Origin of the sequence: Pseudomonas koreensis (genome assembly GCF_025447595.1) — a bacterium.
Taxonomy (GTDB): Bacteria; Pseudomonadota; Gammaproteobacteria; order Pseudomonadales; family Pseudomonadaceae; genus Aquipseudomonas; species Aquipseudomonas koreensis_H.
This window is the reverse complement of sequence record NZ_JAOEJU010000001.1, coordinates 825,920-845,467: the sequence shown is the minus strand read 5'-3', so window position 1 is coordinate 845,467 and position 19,548 is coordinate 825,920. Positions and strand designations below refer to the sequence as shown.

15 protein-coding genes are annotated in these 19,548 nt (G+C 61.3%); 3 read left to right on the top strand and 12 right to left on the bottom strand.

Annotated elements, in window-relative coordinates:
- Positions 1–11 precede the first annotated feature (11 nt).
- Both N8H71_RS03685 and N8H71_RS03680 read left to right on the top strand, forming a co-directional pair.
- A complete protein-coding gene (locus tag N8H71_RS03685; RefSeq protein WP_262192900.1) occupies positions 12–1,232 on the top strand; it encodes an amino acid deaminase in 1,221 nt (406 codons plus the stop codon).
- Complete coding sequence (locus tag N8H71_RS03680) at positions 1,232–2,164, top strand: sugar kinase (RefSeq protein ID WP_262192898.1); 933 nt, start codon at positions 1,232–1,234, stop codon at positions 2,162–2,164. Before N8H71_RS03685 ends, N8H71_RS03680 begins: the two co-directional genes overlap by 1 nt.
- A 125-nt stretch (positions 2,165–2,289) precedes the next feature.
- On the opposite strand, the gene N8H71_RS03675 is transcribed toward N8H71_RS03680, so the two are convergent.
- Both N8H71_RS03675 and N8H71_RS03670 read right to left on the bottom strand, forming a co-directional pair.
- Positions 2,290–2,565 carry a peptidylprolyl isomerase gene (locus N8H71_RS03675; protein ID WP_169430587.1) on the bottom strand — a complete coding sequence of 92 codons (276 nt, stop codon included), beginning with the start codon at positions 2,563–2,565 and terminating at the stop codon, positions 2,290–2,292.
- A 50-nt stretch (positions 2,566–2,615) separates the two neighbouring features.
- Positions 2,616–5,153, bottom strand: a complete 2,538-nt coding sequence (locus tag N8H71_RS03670; protein WP_262192896.1) for a PAS domain-containing hybrid sensor histidine kinase/response regulator — start codon at positions 5,151–5,153, stop codon at positions 2,616–2,618.
- A 127-nt stretch (positions 5,154–5,280) separates the two neighbouring features.
- Here N8H71_RS03670 and N8H71_RS03665 point away from each other — a divergent pair, with 127 nt between their 5' ends.
- A complete protein-coding gene (locus tag N8H71_RS03665) occupies positions 5,281–6,390 on the top strand; it encodes a PilT/PilU family type 4a pilus ATPase (protein ID WP_262192895.1) in 1,110 nt (369 codons plus the stop codon).
- Positions 6,391–6,396: 6 nt separating this feature from the next.
- On the opposite strand, the gene N8H71_RS03660 is transcribed toward N8H71_RS03665, so the two are convergent.
- The 10 genes from N8H71_RS03660 to N8H71_RS03615 form a co-directional block, all read right to left on the bottom strand.
- The gene (locus tag N8H71_RS03660) at positions 6,397–8,352 is read right to left on the bottom strand and encodes an acetoacetate--CoA ligase (RefSeq protein ID WP_262192894.1); all 1,956 of its coding nucleotides are present in this window, start codon (positions 8,350–8,352) and stop codon (positions 6,397–6,399) included.
- Between the two features lie 121 nt (positions 8,353–8,473).
- Entirely contained in the window at positions 8,474–9,247 is a 774-nt protein-coding gene (gene hbdH, locus N8H71_RS03655; RefSeq protein ID WP_007952053.1) for a 3-hydroxybutyrate dehydrogenase, read from the bottom strand.
- Positions 9,248–9,254: 7 nt separating this feature from the next.
- Positions 9,255–10,646, bottom strand: a complete 1,392-nt coding sequence (locus tag N8H71_RS03650; protein WP_007952055.1) for a GntP family permease — start codon at positions 10,644–10,646, stop codon at positions 9,255–9,257.
- A 274-nt stretch (positions 10,647–10,920) separates the two neighbouring features.
- Positions 10,921–12,336 (bottom strand): sigma-54 interaction domain-containing protein, encoded by a 1,416-nt coding sequence (locus N8H71_RS03645; RefSeq protein ID WP_262192893.1) that lies wholly within the window; start codon positions 12,334–12,336, stop codon positions 10,921–10,923.
- A 40-nt stretch (positions 12,337–12,376) separates the two neighbouring features.
- Positions 12,377–13,951 carry an ABC transporter ATP-binding protein gene (locus tag N8H71_RS03640; protein ID WP_262192891.1) on the bottom strand — a complete coding sequence of 525 codons (1,575 nt, stop codon included), beginning with the start codon at positions 13,949–13,951 and terminating at the stop codon, positions 12,377–12,379.
- A gap of 13 nt (positions 13,952–13,964) precedes the next feature.
- Positions 13,965–14,987, bottom strand: coding sequence for an ABC transporter permease (locus N8H71_RS03635; protein ID WP_007952058.1), 1,023 nt, complete (start codon positions 14,985–14,987; stop codon positions 13,965–13,967).
- Positions 14,987–16,048 (bottom strand): microcin C ABC transporter permease YejB, encoded by a 1,062-nt coding sequence (locus N8H71_RS03630; protein ID WP_007952064.1) that lies wholly within the window; start codon positions 16,046–16,048, stop codon positions 14,987–14,989. The genes N8H71_RS03635 and N8H71_RS03630 overlap by 1 nt, the downstream gene beginning before the upstream one ends.
- Positions 16,048–17,916, bottom strand: coding sequence for an extracellular solute-binding protein (locus tag N8H71_RS03625; protein WP_262192890.1), 1,869 nt, complete (start codon positions 17,914–17,916; stop codon positions 16,048–16,050). The genes N8H71_RS03630 and N8H71_RS03625 overlap by 1 nt, the downstream gene beginning before the upstream one ends.
- A 134-nt stretch (positions 17,917–18,050) precedes the next feature.
- Positions 18,051–18,332: a peptidylprolyl isomerase gene (locus N8H71_RS03620; RefSeq protein ID WP_007952068.1), complete on the bottom strand. Its 282-nt coding sequence runs from the start codon at positions 18,330–18,332 to the stop codon at positions 18,051–18,053.
- A 97-nt stretch (positions 18,333–18,429) separates the two neighbouring features.
- Complete coding sequence (locus tag N8H71_RS03615) at positions 18,430–19,296, bottom strand: esterase/lipase family protein (protein ID WP_262192889.1); 867 nt, start codon at positions 19,294–19,296, stop codon at positions 18,430–18,432.
- Between the last annotated feature and the right edge of the window lie 252 nt (positions 19,297–19,548).

Below are 19,548 nucleotides of genomic sequence, written 5' to 3'. Positions count from 1 at the left end.
GGAGTTCGACCATGACGACTGCCAACAACACTGCTGCCGTGGAAAAGGGCGATGCCGCACTCGGCGCGCAACTGGTGCGTGACATCAGCCTGCCGGCGCTGGTGCTGCACCGTGAAGCGCTGGAACACAACATCCGCTGGATGCAGAAATTCGTCAGTGACAGCGGCGCCGAACTCGCGCCCCATGGCAAGACCAGCATGACCCCGGCGCTGTTTCGTCGTCAGCTCGACGCCGGCGCGTGGGGCATCACCCTGGCCAGCGCCACCCAGACCCGCGCCGCATACGCCCACGGCGTGCGCCGGGTGTTGATGGCCAACCAATTGGTCGGCACCCCGAACATGGCGTTGATTGCCGATCTGCTGGCAGCCGATTCGGGCTTCGATTTCTATTGCATGGTCGATCACCCGGACAACGTCGCCGATTTGGGCGCTTACTTTGCGTCCCGTGGCGTGCGGCTGAACGTGATGATCGAGTACGGCGTGGTCGGCGGCCGTTGCGGTTGCCGCAGCGAGCAGGAAGTCATCGAACTCGCCAAAGCCGTTGGCGCGCAACCGGCGCTGGCCCTGACCGGCATCGAGGGTTACGAAGGCGTGATCCACGGCGATCATGCGGTCAGCGGTATCCGTGAATTCGCGGCCTCGTTAGTGCGACTGGCGGTGCAGTTGCAGGACAGCGGCGCGTTCGCCATCGCCAAACCGATCATCACTGCGTCGGGTTCGGCGTGGTACGACCTGATCGCCGAATCGTTCGAAGCGCAGAACGCAGGCGGGCGTTTCCTCAGCGTGTTGCGTCCTGGCAGTTACGTGGCGCACGACCATGGCATCTATAAAGAAGCGCAGTGCTGCGTGCTCGACCGTCGCAGCGACCTGCATGAAGGCCTGCGTCCGGCGCTGGAAGTCTGGGCTCACGTGCAGTCGATGCCGGAGCCGGGGTTTGCCGTGATTGCCTTGGGCAAACGTGACGTGGCGTTTGATGCCGGCATGCCGGTGCCGCTGCTGCGTTACAAGGCCGGTGTGCTGCCGGCGGTGGGCGACGATGTCGGTGCCTGCAAGGTGACGGCGGTGATGGACCAACACGCCTTCATGACTGTGGCGTCGGGTGTGGAGTTGCGCGTGGGTGACATCATTTCCTTCGGTACTTCGCACCCTTGCCTGACCTTCGACAAATGGCGCGTGGGCCTGTTGGTGGACGAGCAGTTGTCAGTGATCGAAACCATGGAAACCTGTTTCTGATGAACACACTCAGTCCATTGGGTCCGAACAGCCCGCGCATCGCTCTGATCGGCGAATGCATGATCGAACTCCAGCAACGTGCCGATGGCAGCCTGCAACAGAGTTTTGGTGGTGACACGCTGAACACGGCGGTCTATCTGTCCCGCGCCATGGGCGACAAAGCGCAGGTCGATTACGTCACGGCGCTGGGGGATGACAGCTTCAGTGACGCGATGTGCCGCATTTGGGCCGACGAAGGCATTGGTCTGGATCTCGTCCAGCGTTTATCCGGTCGTCTGCCGGGCCTGTATTGCATCCAGACCGACGCTGCCGGGGAACGGCGCTTCCTTTACTGGCGCAACGAAGCCGCCGTTCGCGACTGCTTCACCACGTCGGCGGCTGCGCCGATTCTGGCGGCGCTGCCGGATTACGACGTGCTGTATTTCAGCGGTATCACGCTGGCAGTGCTCGGTGCGCAGGGTCGGGAAAAACTGATCGAGACGTTGATCGAAGCCCGTCAGCGCGATGCGCGGATCGTCTTCGACAACAATTATCGGCCACGGCTGTGGGTTTCACTGGAAGAGGCGCGGGCGGCTTATCGCAGTGTGTTGCCCCATGTCGATCTGGCGTTGTTGACGGTGGACGACGAGCAGGCGCTGTTCCATTTCGAAGACTGTGACGCGGTGTTTGAAGCGTACGCGCAGATCGGCACCCCGGAAGTGGTGCTCAAGCGCGGCGCTGAAGCCTGTCTGATCCGCTGCGACGGGGGAACGTTCGAAGTCCCGGCGCAGAAGGTCGATAAGGTGGTGGACACCACGGCGGCGGGGGATTCGTTCAGTGCGGCGTATCTGGCGAGTCGCTTGCTTGGGGGGAGCCCGACGGAAGCGGCGCAGGCCGGCCATCTGCTAGCGAGCCAGGTTATTCAAGTACCCGGAGCTCTGATTCCGAAGTAATCGGTGAATGGCCGATTGCCGGGCAATCGGATCGCGAGCAAGCTCGCTCCCACAGTGGTTGAGTGTCGTTTACAGCTTTTATGTGGGAGCGAGCTTGCTCGCGATGGGGCCCTGAAGCCAATCACTCAATCGCGGTAAAACACCTGCACCAGGTGATACCCGAACTTGCTCTTGATCGGTCCGTGCACCGTGCGCAGCGGTTTCTTGAAGATCACCGCATCGATCGCGCCGACCATCTGTCCCGGCCGCACTTCACCCAGATCGCCACCGCGCTTGCCGGACGGGCAGGTCGAGAATTTCTTGGCCAGCACATCGAACGCCTCACCGTTGGCAATACGTTGTTTGAGTTTTTCAGCTTCGTCGGCGGTTTTCACCAGAATGTGGCGGGCTTGGGCTTTCATCGTGCAATACCTGTAGCGGGGTGACGGCGGGGCGCGGATTATGCCTCAAGTCACGGGTTTTGGCTGATCATCGTGCGGATCTTCCCAGCCAGCTGTTCGATGGAGAAGGGCTTGGCGACCATGTCCATGCCATCTTCGAGGAAGCCCTGGCGTTCGGCGGCTTTCTGCGCGTAACCGGTCATGAACAACACTTTGAGCCCCGGACGATGCTGGCGGGCGATCTCCGCCATTTGTCGACCGTTCATGCCCGGCAGACCGACATCGGTCACCAGCAGGTCCACCCGCAGGTCGGATTCCAGCAGCGGCAAGGCACTCTTGGCGTCTTCGGCCTCATGGGCGCGATAACCCAGCTCCTTGAGCAGGTCCATGACGAGCATCCGCACCGCCGGATCGTCCTCGACCACCACCACGGTTTCGCCGGTCGCCACAGCGGGGGCCTCGGTCACCGTTTCGATGACCGGCCGCTCCGGTTCCAGTGCATACAAACGAGGCAAGTACAGGCGCACGCAGGTGCCCTGACCCGGCAGGCTGTCGAGGCTGACATGCCCGCCGGATTGCTGCGCGAAGCCATAAATCATCGACAACCCGAGCCCGGTGCCCTGGCCGATTGGTTTGGTCGTGAAGAACGGATCGAACGCCTTCGAACGCACCGAAGGCGTCATGCCGGTGCCGTTGTCGCTCACCGCAAGCATCAGGTAATCACCGGCCTTGACCGGTTCAAGAGTGGTGATGTCGTTGCCGTCCAGGTAAACGTTGGCGGTTTCGATCAGCAACTCACCGCCGTCCGGCATGGCATCGCGGGCGTTGATCACCAGGTTGAGCAGGGCGTTCTCCAGTTGGCTGACATCGGTGCTGACGGACCAGACATTATCGGCCAGACGCAACTTGAGCTCGATCGGATCGCCCTTGGTGCGGCGGATCAGGTCCTCCAGCGAATGGATCAGCTCGTTGACGTCGATGGTCTTGCGATCCAGCGACTGACGCCGGGAGAACGCCAGCAGACGGTGGGTCAGCGCCGCCGCGCGGTTAGCTGAGGACACCGCGGCGTCGGTAAAGCGACCGATTTCATCGGCGCGGCCGCTGGCGATGTAGCGCTGCATCAGGTCGAGGCTGCCGATGATGCCGGTCAGCATGTTGTTGAAGTCATGGGCGATACCGCCGGTAAGCTGGCCGACCGCTTCCATTTTCTGCGCGTGGCGCAGAGCGTCTTCGGCACGCTCGCGCTCGAACATCTCGTTCTGCAAACGCTGGTTGGCCTGGGCCAGTTGTTCGGTGCGCGCACTGACGCGCTCCTCAAGGGTTTCATTGAGGTTGCGCAGGGCTTCTTCGGTCTTTTTGCGTTCGGTCTCGTCGATCACGAAGATGTAGAAACCGTTCACCGCACCGTCCGCGCCGTGACGCGGCAGGTAGTTCATCAAGGCATGCCGCTGGCTGCCATCTCGATGGGGCGTGTAAAGGCTGAATGAACAAGGACGGCCGGCCAGCGCTTCAGCGATGTACGGCGCGCGCAGGAAATAGGCCTCTTCGCCGATAACTTCGCGGACCGTGCGACCGTACAGCTCTTGCGGCGTGAGCCCGTACCAGTCGAGGTACGCGGCGTTGTTCAGGCGAAAGCGTTCTTCGTGGTCGACATAGCTGATCAGGATCGGCATGGCGTTGATGATCAGTTGCAACTCGGTCTGGCTTTGGCGCAGTGCCTGTTCGGTGTGCTTGCGCTCGGTCAGGTCCAGCGCGGCGCCTAGAAAACGCATCGGCCGGCCATGATGATCCTTGTAGCAGCGCCCGCGGGCGAACACCCAGCGCAGCTCGCCATTGGCTTGCAGCAGTCGATATTCCTCGGCGTATTCGGTGCCGTGGGTGATGCAGTGCTTGATGCTGCGGGCAATCAGCGCGCGGTCTTCGGGGTGTACGCCGTGCAGGTATTCGCTGATCGGCAACTGCCCGGCCAGCGCCGGATCGACACCGTGCAATTGGGCGAAATGCGCATCGGCAATGAAGCGGTCTTCGCCAATGTCCCAATCCCAGGTGCCGACCGCATCGGTGGCTGCCAGCGCCAGTTGCAGACGTTCTTCGCTTTCGCGTTGGGCCTTGAGGCTGTCTTCGGAGCGCTGCTGCAGTTCCAGGGCGATACGTCGGCGTTCGTTGGTTTCGATGGCGGTAACCAGGATCCCGGCCACTTGCGCGCTTTCGTCGCGGATCGGGCTGTAGGTCAAATCCAGCCAGAAATCGGAATCCTGCCCGTCCCGTTGCAGGGTAAAGCGGCGTTCGCTGTAGGTTCGCACCTGGCCTTGTAGGACAGCGCTGTAAATCGGGTCGGTAAAGTCTCGAAGTTCCGGCCATATCTGGTGCGCCGGTTGTCCGAAAGCGTGCGGATGCTTGCTCCCGGCGAGCAGCGCGAAGCCGTTGTTGTAGATCTGGGTGAGCTGTGGGCCCCACAACAACAGCATCGGCATCGGCGAGTGAATCACGATGTCCACCGCGGTGCGCAGGCTCTGTGGCCAGGTGCCTGCGGCGCCCAGCGGGCTGCGGCTCCAGTCGGTGCGGGCAATCAATGCCTGGGCGTCGTTGGTGTTCGGTACAGCGTTCATCACATCAATCCTGGGCGTCGGTCGGTGAGGCGGCGTCTACTATCCTAGTGCGGTAGACGCTGTAAGGCCCGTCGCGTCACGACGCACGGTCTTAAGTTAATTGAAAGCTTCGCAGGTGCTTTTGGCCATGGAAATCGACGCACTGCTCAAACAACTGGCGAGCCGCCACGGTTCGGATCTGTTTCTGTCCACGGGCGCACCGCCGAGTGCGCGGTTCGACGGGGTGCTGACGCCCTTGAGCGAGCAGCCGTTCAAACCGGGCGAAGTGGCGACTGTCGCCGCCTCCCTGATGGACGCCGAGCAGCGCCGGGAGTTCGACCGGGATCTGGAAATGAACCTGGCGATTTCCCGCACCGGCATCGGCCGCTTCCGGGTCAACATCTTCAAACAGCGCAACGACGTGTCGATCGTGATCCGTAACGTCAAACTCGACATTCCGCGATTCGAAGACCTGAAACTGCCGTCGGTATTGCTCGAATCGGTGATGCTCAAGCAAGGCCTGATCCTGTTCGTCGGCGCCACCGACTCGGGCAAGTCCACGTCGCTGGCGGCGCTGATCGACCATCGCAATCGCCACAGCAGCGGGCACATCATCACCATTGAAGACCCGGTGGAATACATCCATCGCCACAAAAAATCGATCATCAACCAGCGCGAAGTCGGGGTCGATACCCGCAGCTTTCACGCAGCGCTGAAAAACACCTTGCGTCAGGCCCCGGACGTGGTGCTGATCGGCGAAATCCGTGATCGCGAGACCATGGAGCATGCGCTGGCCTTCGCCGAAACCGGGCATCTGGTGCTGTCGACGTTGCACGCCAACAACGCCAATCAGGCGCTGGACCGGATCATCAATTTCTTCCCCGAAGAGCGCCGCCCGCAATTGCTGCATGCCTTGGGCAATCACCTCAAGGCGTTCGTCTCGCAGCGTCTGGTGCGAACCCGGGACGGTCAGCGCCGGGCCGCCGCCGAGGTGATGCTCGGTACGCCGACGATTGCCGACCTGATCCGGCGCAATGACTTTGGCGAGTTGAAAACCATCATGGAAAAATCGGCGGAACTGGGCATGCAGACCTTTGACGCTGCACTGTTCGCGCTGGTGGCAGAAGGGGTGATCGATGAAGACGAGGCCCTGAAAAACGCAGACTCGGTGAACAACCTGCGCCTGCGCCTAAAGCTGCACGCCGACACCATGCCGTCCCCACCACCATCGACCGGCGAATGGGGACTGATGGACTGACAGGCGTCAATCGCGAAGTTCGACCCGATTGCGAAACTGCTCAAGCGCTTGCGGATTGGCCAGTGCATCGGTGTTTTTCACCGGTTCACCGTGCACCACATTGCGCACGGCCAGCTCCACCACTTTGCCGCTGAGGGTGCGCGGAATATCGGTGACGGCGACGATCTTCGCCGGCACATGACGCGGTGTGGTGTTGGCGCGGATCATCTGGCGAATCTGCTGTTGCAGCGCCTCATCCAGCGCTATGCCGTCCTTGAGGCGAACGAACAGCACCACCCGGACGTCATCCTGCCACTGCTGACCGATAGCGACGCTGTCCAGCACTTGCGGGACTTTTTCCACTTGCCGGTAGATCTCTGCCGTGCCGATGCGCACACCGCCGGGGTTGAGCACGGCGTCGGAGCGGCCGTGAATCAGCATCCCGCCATGGGGCAGTTGCTCGGCGTAGTCACCCTGGGCCCAGACGCCGGGGAACTGGCTGAAATAGGATTTGCGCAGCTTCTCGCCATCGGGATCGTTCCAGAGTCCGATGGGCATCGCCGGGAATGGTCGAGTGCACACCAACTCACCTTTTTCGCCGATCAACGGTTGCCCGGCGTCGTTCCATACTTCCACTGCCATGGCCAGGCTCTTGCCCATGATTTCGCCCCGACGGACCGCTGACATCGGGTTGCCGTTGACGAAGCAGGACACGATGTCCGTACCGCCGGACATCGAGGACAGGCAGACGTCCGGTTTGAAGTCGCGATAGACGAAGTCATAACTCTGCGGCGACAGCGCGGAACCGGTGCAAAGCAGGGTTTTCAGGTGGCTCAAGTCATAGCGTTCTCGCGGTTTGATGCCGCTGCTTTCCAGGGTCGCGAGGAATTTCGGGCTGGTGCCGAACACGCTGACCTGCTCGTCGTCGAGCAGCTCCAGCAATCGCTCGTTGTCCGGATAAAACGGTGAACCGTCATACAGCACCACCGCGCTGCCGACCGCCAGCGCCGATACCAGCCAGTTCCACATCATCCAGCCGCAAGTGGTGTAGTAGAACAACCGGTCGCCGGGGCCCAGATCGACATGCAGCCCGTGCTCCTTGGCGTGCTGCAGCAACACGCCGCCGGTGCTGTGAACGATGCACTTCGGCACGCCGGTGGTGCCGCTGGAATACAGCACGTATAGCGGATGGTCGAACGGCACCGGGACAAACTGCGGCTCATCGCCGGGTTCATAGAAGTCGTCCCACAGCGTGACGTTGGCGGGTGTCCGGTAATCCGTGACATGGGCGTGAGGTCGTGCGTAGGGCACGATGATCAGCTGTTGCAGGGACGGCAGCTGTTCGAGGATTTCGTTGATCTTGACGGTCTGGTCGATCTCTTTGCCGGCATAACGGTAACCGGCGCAGGTGATCAGCACTTTCGGTCCGATCTGGCCGAAACGGTCGATCACGCCGTGGGTGCCGAAGTCCGGCGATGAGCACGACCAGATCGCCCCGAGGCTGGTGGTCGCGAGCATCGCCACCAGGGTTTGCCAGGTGTTGGGCATGCAGGCCGCGACCCGGTCGCCGAGTACGACGCCGGCCGCTTGCAGGCTGGCCTGGAAACCGGCGACTTGCTGGGCCAGTTCGGCCCAGGTCAAGAGTTCACGCTGGCCGTTTTCGCCGATAGCGATCACGGCGATGGCATCGTCGCGGCGACTCAGCAGGTGTTCGGCGAAATTCAACGTGGCGCCGGGAAACCATTCGGCCCCCGGCATTTTCAGGCCTCCACGCAGAACAGCGTCCGGTTGCGTGTGAAAACTGATGCCGAAGAAATCTATGATCGCCTGCCAGAACGCTTCGCGCTGGTCGATGGACCATTGGTGCAAGGCAGGGTAGTCGTCGAGGTGCACGTGGTGACGCTGAATGATGAAGCGTCGAAAGCCGTCCATGCGGGACCGGGCAATGCGCTTGGCATCGGGCTGCCAGAGGATGTCGGACATGGTTTGCCCCTTGTTTTTGTTGTTCACATGACCTGTGGGAGCCAGCCTGCTGGCGATTGAGTTCGATCAGTCAAATGATGATCCGCTATCGCCAGCAGGCTGGCTCCCACAAGGGCAAAGCTTACTGCGCCAGCCACCCGCCATCGATATTCCACGCGGCGCCACGCACCTGGCTACCGGCTTCGCTGCACAGAAACAGCACCAGTTCACCCAGGTGTGCCGGTGTGACGAACTCCAGCGACGGCTGCTTCTCGGCAAGCAGATCGTGTTGCGCCTGCTGCGGGTCGACACCTTTGGCCGCGCGATCGTCGATCTGTTTCTGCACCAGCGGCGTCAGCACCCAGCCCGGGCAGATCGCGTTGCAGGTGACGTTGCTGGCGGCGGTTTCCAGGCCCACCACCTTGGTCAGGCCGATCACGCCATGCTTGGCCGCCACATACGCGGCTTTGCCGGTGGAACCGACCAGGCCGTGCACCGAAGCGATGTTGACGATCCGCCCCCAGCCCTTGGCGCGCATGCCCGGCAGGCTCAGGCGAGTGCTGTGAAACACCGACGACAGGTTGATCGCGATGATCGAATCCCAGCGTTCCACCGGAAACTCTTCCACCGCCGCGACGTGCTGGATGCCCGCGTTGTTGACCAGAATGTCCACGCCGCCGAACTCGCGCTCGGCGTAGGCGATCATGTCGGCGATCTGCGCCGGGTCGCTGACGTCTGCCGGATGATGGCCGACCTTGCCGCCGAACTGCTCGACTTCGGCAATCACCTTCGAAGCATCGCCAAAGCCGTTGAGGATCAGGTTGGCGCCAGCCTTGGCCAGCGTCAGGGCGATGCCCAGCCCGATGCCGCTGGTGGAGCCGGTAACCAGTGCGGTCTTGCCAGAAAGAGTCGTCATCAATACCTCACACAATGCCAGTGGCGTAGAAAGTGCCGATCACCACGAAAACCGCCAGGGTCTTGATCAGCGTAATACAGAAAATGTCCTTGTAGGCCTCACGGTGAGTCAGGCCGGTGACGGCGAGCAGGGTGATCACCGCGCCGTTGTGCGGCAGGGTGTCCATGCCGCCGCTGGCCATCGCGGCCACCCGGTGCAGCACTTCCAGCGGAATGTTGGCGGCGTGGGCGGCGCTGATGAATTGTTCGGACATTGCCGCGAGCGCGATGCTCATGCCGCCCGAAGCGGAACCGGTGATACCGGCCAGCAGGGTCACGGTGATCGCTTCGTTGACCAGCGGATTGGGGATGCTTTTGAGCCAGTCGGCCAGCACCAGGAAGCCCGGCAACGAGGCGATGACCGCGCCGAAACCGTATTCCGACGCAGTATTCATCGCCGCCAGTAGCGCACCGCTGACTGCGCTTTTGCTGCCTTCGGCGAGCTTGCTTTTGATCGCTTTAAAACCGAATGCCAAGACCATCAGAATGCCTACCAGCAATGCTGCCTGCACCGCCCAGATCGCGGTCAGTTTAGCGATCTCGGTGGTAACCGGCGCGGCCATGCCCGGCAGTGCGAGGCTGTGGGTCTTGCCGTACCACTGCGGAATCCACTGGGTGAACAGCAGGTTCATGATGCCCACCGCCAGCAGCGGCGACAGGGCGATCCACGGGTTCGGCAGTTTCAGGTCTTCGGCGGTTTCCGGTTCGTTGCGCAGTTCGGTGCCGTAGCCTTCACCGGCGCGCTGAGCCTTGTTGCGCTGGCGCTGCAAGAACAGCATGCCGGCGCAGAACACGAAAATCGTGCCGATCACACCCAGCCACGGCGCAGCCCACGCGGTGGTGTTGAAGAAGGTGCTGGGGATGATGTTCTGGATCTGCGGCGTGCCGGGCAGGGCGTCCATGGTGAAGGAGAACGCGCCGAGGGCGATGGTCGCCGGGATCAGGCGCTTGGGGATGTTGCTCTGGCGGAACATTTCCGCTGCGAACGGGTAGACCGCGAACACCACGACGAACAGCGAAACGCCGCCATAGGTGAGAAGGGCGCAGACCAGCACGATCACCAGCATCGCCTGGCGGGTACCGAGCAGGCGAATCGCTGCTGCGACGATCGAGCGGGAGAAACCCGACAGCTCGATCAGCTTGCCGAACACGGCGCCGAGCAGGAACACGGGAAAGTAGAGTTTGATGAAGCCGACCATCTTTTCCATGAACACCCCGGTGAAAGCAGGGGCGACGGCGGAGGGGTCGGTGAGCAGGACGGCGCCGAGGGCGGCGATCGGGGCAAAAAGGATAACGCTGTAGCCACGGTAGGCTGCAAGCATCAGCAGCGCGAGGGCCGCCAAGGCGATGATCACACTCATGGTGTGCTCCTTCGATTGTTATTTTTGTGGGTGGAACGGGTGCGGAGAAGGCTATAGCGAGATCTGTGCCAGGTGCTTAAGTTATTGAAATAAAAGGAATTAATTTGATGTTTGGTGGTGGTTTTCGAGGTTTTGTCTCTGTTATGAGACTTCTATGGCTGTGAGGACGCTTTCGCGGGCAAGCCCGCTCCCACATGGGTACCCATATCTCCTGTGGGAGCGAGCTTGCTCGCGAAGCTTTTGATCTTGTCCCGTTACGGGGATTTATGTCTCTCTATTGAGACTCTACGATCCCAAGCGCAATCATCTTCTTGTAAAGCGTCGAGCGTCCAAGCCCGAGCCGCTCAGCCGCTTCAATCACCTTGCCCCCGCATTGCGCGAGGGTGGATTGAATCAACTGCCGGTCAAACCGCTCGCGAGCCTGACTGAAGGTCTCGTTGGTTGCCGGCTCTGACAGAGGCGCCAGCGTCCGCTCGACCGGTGTAAAAGTGCCAATCGCTGCACGAATGTCATCCGCCGTCAGCATCAAGTCATCACTGAGCAACGCCGCCCGTTCCAGCACGTTACGCAACTCGCGGATATTCCCCGGCCAGGAGTGCTGACCCAGCAGCTCAAGCGCTTCGCGATTCAGCTCATGCTGGCTGCGCAACTCCTCCAGAATCGCCTCACTGAGCGCCGGCAGATCGTCCAGCCGTTCCCGCAGCGGCGGTACCTGAATCGGCAGTACGTTGAGGCGGTAGTACAAGTCCGCGCGGAACTCGCCACGCTTGATCGCCGCCTCCAGATCCGTCGAGGTGGCGGCAATCACCCGCACATCGCTCTGGATGACGTCGTTGGAGCCTACAGGCTCGAACTCCTTTTCCTGCAACACCCGCAGCAATTTGCTTTGCAGCGGCAGCGGCATATCGCCGATCTCGTCGAGAAACAGCGTCCCGCCTTGGGCAATCTGCAACTTGCCGGTGCGACCCTTGCGGTCGGCGCCGGTGAAGGCGCCGGGCGCGGTACCGAAGAATTCGGCTTCGAGCAGCGCTTCGGGAATCGCCGCGCTGTTGATGCTGACAAAGGCCTTGTGCGCCCGAGGCGAAGCGCCGTGGATCGCCTGGGCCAGCAACTCCTTGCCGCTGCCGGTTTCGCCCAGCAACAGAACCGGCGACTCGGCGCTCGCGCTGCGACGGGCACGGCGCTTGACCTCCAGGCTGGCAGCGCTGGTGCCGATGAAATGGGCGAAGTTGTATTTGGTCTGCCGTGCACGCAGCAGCGAACGGGTCGAGGCCAGTTCTTCCTGCATGCTCAGGTAGCGCTTGAGCATCGGCGACAGCGTGCGCAATTCGTCGAACAGCGCGAAGCCGATGGCGCCGATCACCGCACCAGCGTCGTCATGGATCGGCAGGCGCATTACCACCAGCGGTTCTTTCGGGGTGTCCTGCATGTCCAGCAGAATCGGCCGCCCGGTACGCACCACCTCCCGCAGCAGGCTGCCGGGGATCACGCTTTCGCAAGGCTTGCCGATCGCGCCGGCCGCAGAGTCGAGCCCAAAGCGCCGGGCGTAGCGCTCGTTCATCCAGACGATGTTCGCATCGCGGTCGACAATCACCGTGCCTTCACTGGATTGCTCGATGATCTCGAACAACGAACGGATCGCCAGTGTGCGAACCCGTTGGTAATCCTTGAGGCTTTCGGTGGTGTTCATGGCGGCGTCCATTGGCGGAAGTCAGGTGGCGCGATTATGCCTATCCCGGATGCGCCGCCGCCAACAGCTCTTTGGTATAGGGATGCTGCGGTGAGTCGAACACGTCATGGCTGGCGCCGCTTTCGACCACCTTGCCGTCCTTGATCACGATCATGTCGTGGGCCAGCGCCCGCACCACGGCCAGGTCGTGACTGATGAACAGGTACGTCAGGCCGTGTTTTTCCTGAAGCTGGCGGAGCAGGGCGACGACCTGTTTCTGCACGGTGCGATCCAGTGCGGAGGTCGGTTCATCCAACAGGATCAGCGCCGGTTTGAGCACCAGTGCCCGGGCGATGGCAATGCGCTGACGTTGGCCACCGGAGAACTCATGGGGATAACGATGACGGCTTTCGGGATCGAGGCCCACCTCCTTGAGCACGCGGATCACCTGGTCGTCGCACTCGTCGGCGGTGGACTGGCAATGCACTTCCAGTCCTTCGCTGATGATCTGCGCCACCGACATGCGCGGGCTGAGACTGCCGAACGGGTCCTGGAACACCACCTGCATCTGCCGACGCCACGGCCGCATCTGTTTCTGGTCGAGACCGTCGAGTGCCGTGCCCTGGAAGCGAATGCTGCCCTTGGAGTCGAGCAGCCGCAGGATCGCCTGACCGAGAGTCGACTTGCCCGAGCCGGACTCGCCGACGATGCCCAGCGTCTTGCCGCGCTGGATGTTCAGGCTGATGCCGTCCACCGCGCGCAGGTATTGCTTGCGCTGGAACAGCCCGCCGCCGACGGTGAAATCAACCCGCAGGTCATCGACTTCCAGCACGTTTTCGCGTTCGTCCCGGGGCAGCGCTTCGCCTTCCGGTTCAGCGTTGAGCAACACGCAGCTGTAAGGGTGTTTCGGCTCGGTGAACAGGGTCTCGCACAGCGCCTGCTCGACGATTTCCCCGGCCTTCATCACGCACACCCGTTGGGCGATGCTGCGCACCAGATTGAGGTCATGGCTGATCAGCAGCAGCGACATGCCCAGGCGCCGTTGCAGGGACTTGAGCAACAACAGGATCTTGCGCTGTACGGTCACATCGAGGGCGGTGGTCGGTTCGTCGGCGATCAGCAGTTCGGGCTCGCAGGCCAGGGCCATCGCGATCATCACCCGCTGGCGCTGGCCACCAGACAGCTGATGCGGATAAGCCTTCAGCCGCTCTTTCGGTTTCTGGATGCCTACCAGTTCCAGCAGTTCGAGGATCCGCGCTTGAGCTTCCTTGCCGCCGAGGCCTCGGTGCAGCAACAGGGTTTCGCCGATCTGCTTTTCAATCGTGTGCAACGGATTGAGCGAGGTCATCGGCTCCTGGAAAATCATGGCGATGCGGTTGCCCCGCAGGTCGCGCAGGGTCTTGGGATCGGCGCCGACCAGTTCCTGGCCACGATAACGGATGCTGCCGGTCGTCCGGGCATCGCATTCGGGCAGCAGTTGCAGGATCGAATGGGCCGTCACCGATTTGCCCGAGCCCGACTCGCCGACCAGGGCCAGACACTCGCCAGGGCGGATGTCCAGGCACAGCTTGCGCACCACAGTCTGCCCATGGAAAGCGACACTGAGATCACGGATTTCGATCAGGTTGTCAGTCATGTCAAGAGTCCGATCATGAGCGCGGGTCAAAGGCATCGCGCAACGCTTCGCCGATGAATACCAACAGGGAAAGAATCAGCGCCAAGGTGAAAAACGCGGTCAATCCGAGCCACGGCGCTTGCAGGTTCTGTTTGCCCTGACCGATCAGTTCGCCCAGCGACGCACTGCCGGCGGGCATGCCGAAACCGAGGAAATCCAGCGCGGTCAGGGTGGAAATCGCCCCGGTCAGAATGAAGGGCAGGTAGCTCAGGGTGGCGTTCATCGCGTTGGGCAGGATGTGCCGGACAATCACTTTGCGATCGCTCAAGCCCAGGGCGCGGGCAGCCTTGACGTACTCCAGGTTGCGCCCGCGCAGAAACTCGGCGCGTACCACATCGACCAGTGCGAGCCAGGAAAACAGCGCCATGATCCCCAGTAACCACCAGAAGTTGGGCTCGACGAAACCCGAAAGGATGATCAGCAGGTAAAGCACCGGCAACCCTGACCAGACCTCCAGCAATCGCTGGCCGAGCAGATCGACCCAGCCACCGTAATAACCCTGCAGGGCACCGGCGGCGATGCCGATCAGGGCGCTGACAAACGTCAGCATCAGGGCGAACAGGATCGACACCCGGGCGCCGAAGATTACCCGGGCCAGCACGTCGCGCGCCTGATCGTCGGTGCCCAGCCAGTTGACCGAAGTCGGCGGGCTCGGCGCCGGTTTGTTGAGGTCGTAGTTCGGGGTGTCGTCACTGAACGGAATCGGCGGAAACAGCAGCCAGCCACCGTCCTTGCGGATCAGCTTCTGCACATAGTCGCTGCGGTAATCGGCCTGGAACGGCAGTTGCCCACCGAATTCCTGTTCGGTGTGACGCTTGAATACAGGGAAGTACCACTGGCCCTGATAACTGACGACCAATGGCTTGTCGTTGGCGATCAGTTCGCCGCCAAGGCTGAGCAGGAACAGACCGATAAACAGCCACAGCGACCACCAGCCCCGGCGGTTTTTCTTGAAGCGTTCGAAGCGGCGACGGCCCAGAGGCGAGAGCTTGAACATCAGGCGTTCCTCGCGGCGAAGTCGATGCGTGGGTCGACCAGCGTGTAGCACAGGTCACCGATCAGTTTTATCAGGAGGCCGAACAGGGTGAAGATGAACAGCGAGCCGAACACCACCGGATAGTCACGGGACACGGCCGCTTCGTAACTCATGCGGCCCAGGCCGTCGAGGGAGAAGATCACTTCGATCAGCAACGAACCGGCAAAGAACACGCTGATAAACGCCTGGGGAATGCCCGACACCACCAGCAACATCGCGTTGCGGAAAACATGCCCATACAACACCCGGTTTTCGCTCAGGCCTTTGGCACGCGCGGTGACCACGTATTGACGGGTGATTTCATTGAGGAACGAGTTTTTGGTAAGGATGGTCAGGGTGGCGAAACCGCCGATCACCAGCGCCGTGACCGGCAATACCAGATGCCAGAAGTAGTCAGTGATCTTGCCCAGCGTCGACAGGGATTCGAAGTTGTCGGACACCAGCCCGCGCACCGGAAACCAGTTCAGCGACGTGCCGCCGGCGAACACTACGATCAGGAACATCGCGAACAGAAACGCCGGCATCGCGTAACCGATGATGATCGCCGTACTGCTCCAGATATCGAAATGGCTGCCGTGGTGCACGGCTTTGCGGATGCCCAGCGGGATCGACACCAGATAAGTGATCAGCGTCGCCCACAGGCCGAGGGAAATGGTCACCGGCATTTTCTGCAGGATCAGGTCGGTGACCGTGGCGCCGCGGAAGAAGCTCTTGCCGAAATCCAGTTGGGCGTAGTTCTTGAGCATCAGCCACAGGCGTTCATGGGCCGGTTTGTCGAAGCCGTACTGTTTTTCGATGTCCTTGATCAGCTGCGGATCGAGGCCCCGACTGGCACGGGAGGTGCCACTCATGGTCTCGCTCGCGCCGCCGCCGACACTGGCGCCGCCGATGCCTTGCAAGTGGGCGATGGCCTGTTCCACCGGCCCCCCCGGCGCGGCCTGGATGATCACGAAATTGACCAGCAGAATGATCACCAGCGTAGGGATGATCAGCAGCAGACGCCGCAGTATGTATGCCCACATCAGTGTGGCCCTCCGGGTCTGCCACGGCTGATTTTCTCGGCCGTCATCTGCTGGTTGGTCAGCGGTGTGCGGCTGATTTCCCACCAGCTCTCGATTGCTTCGTCATTGCTCGCCTGCACGGTGGGAATGCCGAAACGGTTCCACCACACGGTGGACGTGCCCGGCGGGTAATAGTTGGGAATCCAGTAGTAGTTCCATTGCAGCACCCGGTCCAGCGCGTGGGCGTAACGCAGCATGTCGGCCTGGGTCGAGGCGCGGATCAGGCCGTTGATCAAGGTGTCGACCGCCGGGTTCTTCAGCACCATGTAATTGTTGGCGCCGGGGTCGTTGGCCGATGCCGAACCGAAGTAGTTCAACAGTTCGCCGCCGGGGGAGGTGGTGACCGGGTAGCCGGTGACAATCATGTCGTAGTCGCGGCTCATCAGGCGATTGACGTACTGCGAGGAATCAATGCGGCGGATGTCGAGGTTGATGCCGATCTGCTTCAGCGTGCGCTTGTACGGCAGCAGCAGACGGTCCATGCCGTTCTGGCTGACCAGGAAAGTGAAGCTCAGCGGCTCGCCCCGGTCGTTGACCAACTGGTCGCCATCGGGTTTCCAGCCGGCCTGTTCCAGCAGCTCCAGCGCTTGCAGTTGTTTGTCACGGATAATGCCGCTGCCATCGGTCTTCGGCGCTTCGAAGACCTGGGTGAACACCTCGTCGGGAATCTGTCCGCGCAAGGGTTCGAGAATCTTCAGTTCGGCAGCATCCGGCAGCTTGCGGGCGGCCAGGTCACTGTTGGAAAAGTAACTCTGCTGGCGGATGTACATGTTGCGCATCATCTGCCGGTTGCTCCATTCGAAATCCCAGAGCATGGCCAGTGCCTGGCGAACGCGGCGATCCTGGAATATCGGCTTTTGCAGGTTGAACACGAAGCCCTGGGCCGACTGCGGCGCTTCTGTGGCCAGATGAGCCTTCTGCAGGCGGCCATCGCTCAGGGCCGGGCTCTCGTAACCGATGGAGTAGCCGGTGGCGGAGAACTCACGGTTGTAATCGTAAGCACCGCCGCGCAAGACCTGGCGGGCGACATCGGTGTCGCCGAAGTACTCGATGCTGAAGTGATCGAAGTTGTACAGGCCACGGCTGACCGGCAGGTCCTTGCCCCACCAGTCGGGATTGCGTTCAAAGGTGATGCTGCGCCCGGAGTCGACCTTGCCGACCCGATACGGGCCACTGCCCAACGGCGGTTCATAGCCGCCACCGCCGGCGAAATCGCGGGTCTTCCACCAGTGTTCGGGAAATACCGGCAGGGTTGCGATGTCCAGCGGCAGGGTACGGTTTTCATTGCTCTTGAAGTCGAAACGCACGGTGAGCGGGGCTTCGACTTCGACGCCTCTGACGTCGGCGAACTGGGTGCGATAACGCAGGCTGCCCTGGGTCATCAGCAAGTCATACGTGTAGCGCACGTCTTCGGCGGTGATCGGCTTGCCATCGGCGAAGCGGGCCTTGGGATTGATAAAGAAGCGCAACGACAGGCCGTCATCCGAGCGCTCCATTTTCTGTGCAACCAGACCGTAGACGGTGTAGGGCTCGTCGAGCGAACGCTGGGCCAGCGGGGAGTACAGCAGGCCGTCGATCTGGCTGACGCCGATGCCTTTGTCGATGTACGGCAGGACATGGTCGAAGTGGCCAATCTCGATGGCCGAGCGGCGCATCGTCCCGCCCTTGGGCGCCCGGACGTTGGTGTAATCGAAGTGACTGAAACCGGGCGGGTACTTTGCCGGTTCGCCATAGACGGTCATCGCATGCTGGGGTGCGGCGTCCACACCAGTGATCCCAAGCAGCAGGGTCACGGCAGTGAACATCAATGTCGGGAAAGCCAGTCGCATTGTCAGCCTTAAAGCCGGGTAATCGATAAGCGCAATTTGTACGCGAGCGGCGCGCCGTTCGCCAGCGGTGTGGTGTAACCAAAACAAAACGGCCCGCCATCAGGCGGGCCGTTGCACAGCAGGTCGGGCTGAAATCAGTCCTGACGGCTGGTGACTTCCAGCAGGTGGTAGCCGAACTGGGTCTTCACCGGGCCTTGCACGACGTTGATCGGCGCGCTGAATACCACGGTGTCGAATTCCTTGACCATCTGGCCAGGACCGAACGAACCCAGGTCGCCGCCCTGACGGCTGGACGGGCAGGTGGAGTTGGCCTTGGCCACTTCGGCGAAATCAGCGCCACCTTCGATCTGGGCCTTGAGTTCGTTGCACTTGGCTTCGCTGGAAACCAGGATGTGGCGGGCAGTGGCTTTAGCCATGGGGAAACTCTCCAATCAAATCAGTAAAGGGGGGAGCCTACCGGATTCAGTGGCCGATTTCTCGGCAAAGTTCCATTCGCTCGTCTGATACCGGCCACTAGAGATTAGCCGCTTGCAGGCGCAAGGCGTGTTCAACGTAAAGTCCGATCGAGTCACCCGCCGCAGGATGCCGGCCGACGGCCCGACGCAGGCTCCCCAGATGGTCGAGAGGATAGTCAGAGCGAATCACTGTGCCGAGATGAGAGCTGAAACGTCCGACGAAACCGTCGTTTTGTTCAGGCTCGGTGATGAAATATTCCGACAGGGCACGGCAGATGCCTTGAACTGGATCGCTTGGCGATACATCGAGTTCTGGTACCACGCCACTCCAGGAATAGTAACGAACGCCATTCACCTGTTCGGCGCCGTGACCGCCCCACGTCTTGGGCAGGCCCTGGGGGAATTTGTCATTGAAGCTGCCGACACCTTCGGTGGTCAGTGCGCCAAGTGCTGCCACGGCATTGCGTGGCAATCGGGTGCCGTTGAGCTGTGACAGGAAGTCGAAAAACAGAATCGCCACATTCTGTGCCACGGCTTCCGGCAGTCGACCGGGTATCAGCGCCTTGCGCAGGAAGTCGGCAATTTCCGAGCCGTGATTCGGCCCGCTGACCGAAGTTACGGAAGCAACGCTGTGTGGGGCAAGCGCTGCAGCGTACCGGGCGGCTAGTGCGCCTTGACTATGACCGATCAGGTTGACTTTGGTAGCACCTGTGCCTCTCAGAACCGAGTCGATCTGCCAGAGCAATTGCTTGCCTCGTACTTCGTTGTCATGGATTGCCGAAAGATGTGGCACAAAGACCTGTGCACCGATGGCGTTGAGTGCCTGCTTGACGTCATGGAACAGTTCGAAAGGGCCGATGCGCTCGAATCCGAACAGGCCGTGCACCAACAGAATGGGATGTTGCGTGGTCGCATTTCGTAGCATTTTTCGTCCTTGATCGCAGAAGATCGTCGATGTTGTCTGCGTGCCACTCTAAAACACTCGTGATGCTCGGGATGCCTGAATAGTCGCCATCATTTGTTGGAATCTGGATCAATGTGCGTACGAAACTTCGCCTTTAACTGAAATCCGCTTCGGAACATCTGGAAAGCTTTCGACTCGTCGCCAGTGTTTTCCCCCTTTTTGCCTACTTCATTTAGTGCGTTTAGCCCTGGCTCGAGAAGAGATGAGCTGACA